The organism is Oleiphilus sp. HI0117, from assembly GCF_001635235.1.
Genome location: NZ_LWGA01000643.1, coordinates 1 through 4,457 on the forward strand (window position 1 = coordinate 1; position 4,457 = coordinate 4,457).

Genomic DNA, 4,457 nt, shown 5'->3' on the forward strand with positions numbered 1-4,457 from the left:
TTAGTCATCACCATGTTGCTGCAAAGCTAAAGCCAAAGCCAAAGCCAGAGCCAGAGCCAGAGCCAAAGCCAGAAAATCGATCAGAGAATGAACACTTTAGCTGTCCATCTGAAACCGTTTTGCAAGCGCAAAGCCTGGGTTTAGAAGGTGAATCGATACTTGCCTATAAACAGGAGCTGTTTAAGCTTATTGAGGCACAGAAATTTTATCCGAAGCGCCTCAAAAGAATGCGTAGAGAGGGTGAGGTGACGATTGAATTCACGCTCTTGGCAAATGGCGATTTAAAAGTCATTAAAGTCATCGACTCGCGTGGACATAAACTCTTCAAACAAGCTTCACTGGCATCGCTAAAGAAGGTCGACACTTTCCCACCTTTTCCAAAAGAGTCTACCCGTGCAGAGTGGACCTTTACGGTCGCACTAAACTACAGCCTTCGAATGTAGCGTAGAAGGAGGCTGCCCAAAACGCTTCTGCTTAACCGCTTTCATTGTAGGGTTTAAAAATCTTACAAAATAGCTGTCTTTGAACTACACTCAATAGGGTTTATTTAGCGGCCTTATCAGGGACAGGGGGCTGAACAGAATTCTGTTGAATAGTCGCCTCTGGTTTACGCTCGGTGCGATGTAGTTTGAGATGTACAGGGTAGGTATGGCTTCAAATCTTTTCTCATTTGATTCAATTGCTTTACGGCTGCTAAAGCGCATTTTTCTTATCTATTTCAGCATTACGCTTATCATGACGTTTGCTCATGCTTATTCGGAATACCATCATACAAAAGATGTGGTGAAATCTGAGTTGAAGGAAATCGAAGGAACCTTTACACCCGCGCTCCGCACTGCACTTTGGGCGGTCAATGAGAAACAACTTTCTTCTATTGCTAACGGAATTCTTCAGTTGCCCTTCGTGACGGGTTTGAAAATTGAGAACGGAAAAGGAGAGTCCCTTATTCCTGGAAGTCTAAATGTAGGGGAGGTTGATGCAGGCAGCTTTGAATATAGCTTCGACATTCTGCAAAGCACCCTGAACGATCAGTACGTTTATTTGGCAAAAGTAACCTTTTTGTCTGATAGTCAGGTGGTATTTGATCGTGTGAAATTCGGCTTCTTAATTATTGCAATTAATGCTTTGATGAAAAGTATTATTCTTTGGTGCCTGTTTTTATGGGTCTTTAAAGTAATGCTCTATAAACCTATGCAAAAGTTTGTAGGTGAATTGCATAGTATGGATTTTGATAGTCTTGATAAACGTCGTCTTAACCTTGGCCTGGAACATGATGATGAGCTACAGTCTCTAGAGAATAGCTATAACCAGATGCTCGAAACCTTACAGCAACAGAAGCAGGAATTTGTTGATGCGCAGCAAAGCTACCATCGAGAGTTAGAGCGGAAAGTTCATGAGAGAACTCACGAACTGGAGTTGGCGAATCAGCAGCTAAGTTTTTATGCGAGTACCGACCCGCTTACCTCAATCTATAATCGTCGAAAGTTCTTTGTTCTGGCTGAAAAATATCGGGCTTTAGCCTTGCGCAATAAGCATCCCTTATCCCTTCTGGCTTTGGATTTGGACCACTTTAAGCATATCAATGACGAATACGGGCATGCGGCTGGTGACGAGGTCTTGGTTAAGTTTACTTTGCTTGTTGGCCAGTTATTGCGTGAAAGCGATATCTTCGCTCGCTTTGGAGGAGAAGAGTTTGCGATCTTGTTAGAGAATACCTCCTCTGAAGATGCTGTGACGGTTGCGCAAAACATAATTGATGTGGTTGAAGGTCAATTATTTGAGTTTGAAGGTCATAATATTAAAGTGACTGTATCGGTTGGAATTGCAGAAATGATGATGGCGGATGAAGGCATTGGAGCATTAATCGCGAGAGCGGATAAAGCGCTATACCACGCCAAGGAAAACGGACGTAACCAGCATTTTATCTACGATAGTGGACAGGCGGAATTATAGTTATTGCGATGGATAAAGAGCTTCTGCATGTACAAATAATTAGTGCACTAAAATCGCGTTATGATATTGCGTACTCTGCTGCTAAACAAGCTTATGAAACGGCAACGCACGAAGAGAATGTTGCCGAGAACAAATATGATACGCTTGGGCTGGAAGCTTCTTATTTGGCCGAAGGGCAGGCTCGCCGGATGGCTGAAGCAGAAAACGCACTTAAAACATTTGAACGCTTAAAGCCAAAGAACTTTGGTGAAGACGATGCAATTCAATTTGGTACCTTAATTGGACTGAGAGAGCTCGGCACTGGTCGCGACGAGGCTGCTAGTGAAGTGTTTCTTTCGCCTGTTGCAGGGGGCCTTATAGTCGATTTTAATGGCCGCCAGGTGTTGCTTTTGAGTAAGCTCGCGCCGCTGGGAAAGGCTTTGTTTGGCGCCTATCTCGAGGACGAAGTAGAGCTTGGTGATAAGCGCTATCTAGTCGAAAGTATTAGCTAGTTTAGTGCCCGGGAACGACCATATCTTCGATGGCAGGCACGTTCGCGGTAACAGAGCCATTGTATCGTGCGTAAATATCCGTCATGGTGCCGTCACGGTGAAAGGTTAGCAAGACCTGGTTAAAGGCATCGACATACTCTTTAGAAACTGTTTCTTTGACAAAAATCACATAATATAAGTTCTTAATATCTGGCCCTGCATAACGCACATTCTGCAGCTTGAACTCTTTGATCGTATCAAAGCCGACGACATCCGGTACATAGACCACCCCACGTTTACCAAAGCGATCAGCTTCGAGCATTTTAAACACATGCTCAAAGTCGTTCTCTATGACAACACGAGCCCCAGGGATTTTCTTTGCGAATTTCTCGACCTTTTTCGACATGTTGGTCGGGCCATAGGTGGCGATGGTTAAACCGCTTAACTGCTGACGCGAGCTGTAGTCTAAAGGGTTATCTTTTTTAACAAACAGACCATAGTTCACTACATGAACGGGCAAGCTGTAGTGCCATTTCTTGGCTCGCTCTGTGTTATAGCTCATATTGAATGCAGCGTCCGCACGATGCGCTTCTAGTTCAACAAACATTCGGGGCAAGGGGTTAAATTGAAAGGTGGTGTCTCGCATTAGCTTCTTATTAACCGCCTTAACCAGAGCGGCCACCGGGCCATCAATTTCTTGTGTGGTTTCGTTGATGTAAGCGACAGGAGGATAACTATTAAATGAGACAGGCTTGCCTTTCTCTTGATGAGCCTGAGATAAGGCGCTAAAGCCAAGCATCATACTGACTACGATGAGTGCCGAAGCGATTGAGTGTCTATTTCGGCTAATTTTTATCATTTCCAGTCTTCCGATAACGTGGCTTATGAACGGCGCCATGACTTCTTATGGGGGCTATAAGGCATTAGTTTAGACCATGGTGCTTGGATTGCACCCATCAAGCCTAAATTCAAGGATGACTATTGTTATTGGGATTAAGCCGGCTTCGTTGCCTTTGCTTAAACCTTGTTCCAAGAGAAAAACTTAGCCTAAAAGTATTAAAAAGACGAAAAAACTGTGATGCGTGTCATGTTTTGAGGTCGGTACGCCGGGGGCTAAGCCCTTCGGGTGATCAAACTAAGCCCGGCTAAGCCCTATTATTTGAATCATCAAGACGAACGGCGTTAAGCAAAAAACTTCAGGCCTTTTTGCTTAGCTCCTTTCTAAACTTGTGTTGTGATAACTTTTTCCGATTAGGGCCTCCCTACAAGCCCTATTAGTGAACGCGGCGATTAGGTAGTTCGGCACCTTTCGCCGCTTTTTTTTGTCTGAAATTTAAGCTCAATCAAAAACACCTGACATCGCAGAGCGATTTATTCCGCAGTACTCTCTTGTAAAACGGTGCTAACTGCTTGCTTCTCTAATCAAGTCGTCGATGCTTTTCATATTACTACTATCGCAATAGCTGATACCAAAATTAGCAGAAAAGCTTACATTGCTTTCCTTAAGTTCATAGCTACGGCTTTTAATGAGTTGACTCAGTCGCTCAGCGACTTGCTTGGCATCTTGTGCGTTGCTCTCTGGCAAGATGATGACAAATTCATCGCCACCTATACGGGCAATGATGTCAGCATCTCTAATATCATTTTTTACTAGCTGGGCGATAAACTCCAGGCTGCGGTTGCCTGCATCTAGTCCCTGTTCGGTATTAATCTGGCTAAAGTGGTTGATATCAAAATGGATCAAGCTAATAGGGTGGCCATAGCGGTCGGCTTGCGAGAGTAGTTGCGATGCGTATTGTTGAACGAAGCGAAGATTTGCAATACCGGTTAAATTGTCAGTGAGCACGAACTTTTGCTGCTCGTTATAGGCATTTAGCATCTCATCAGAAAAGAACTTTACGGCGCTAACAACAATAAGAAAAACAATTAGCGCGTTTCCGATAAAAACTCCTTGTGCGATGGAGGGCGGAATGGGGGCCATGTAAGTTTCGACTCGTAGTGTATGGGCCGCGCAAAAGCACAAGCAACCATAAA

5 protein-coding genes are annotated in these 4,457 nt (G+C 44.1%); 3 read left to right on the forward strand and 2 right to left on the reverse strand.

Annotation, left to right across the window (positions count from 1 at the left end):
• The 3 genes from A3757_RS08070 to A3757_RS08080 all read left to right on the forward strand — a co-directional run.
• Nucleotides 1-443, forward strand: a 443-nt coding sequence (locus A3757_RS08070; protein WP_156506251.1) for an energy transducer TonB, incomplete at its 5' end; no start/stop codon positions are given.
• Between the two features lie 292 nt (nt 444-735).
• On the forward strand, nt 736-1,953 hold the full coding sequence (locus tag A3757_RS08075; RefSeq protein ID WP_197473076.1) for a GGDEF domain-containing protein: 1,218 nt from the start codon (nt 736-738) through the stop codon (nt 1,951-1,953).
• 8 nt (nt 1,954-1,961) lie between these two features.
• Complete coding sequence (locus A3757_RS08080) at nt 1,962-2,444, forward strand: hypothetical protein (protein ID WP_068511176.1); 483 nt, start codon at nt 1,962-1,964, stop codon at nt 2,442-2,444.
• 1 nt (nt 2,445) lies between these two features.
• Here A3757_RS08080 and A3757_RS08085 read toward each other — a convergent pair whose 3' ends face one another.
• Nucleotides 2,446-3,282, reverse strand: a complete 837-nt coding sequence (locus A3757_RS08085; protein WP_068511175.1) for an ABC transporter substrate-binding protein — start codon at nt 3,280-3,282, stop codon at nt 2,446-2,448.
• Between the two features lie 543 nt (nt 3,283-3,825).
• Nucleotides 3,826-4,457 (reverse strand): GGDEF domain-containing protein (locus A3757_RS08090; RefSeq protein ID WP_231878242.1); only part of this gene is annotated, 632 nt, incomplete at its 5' end.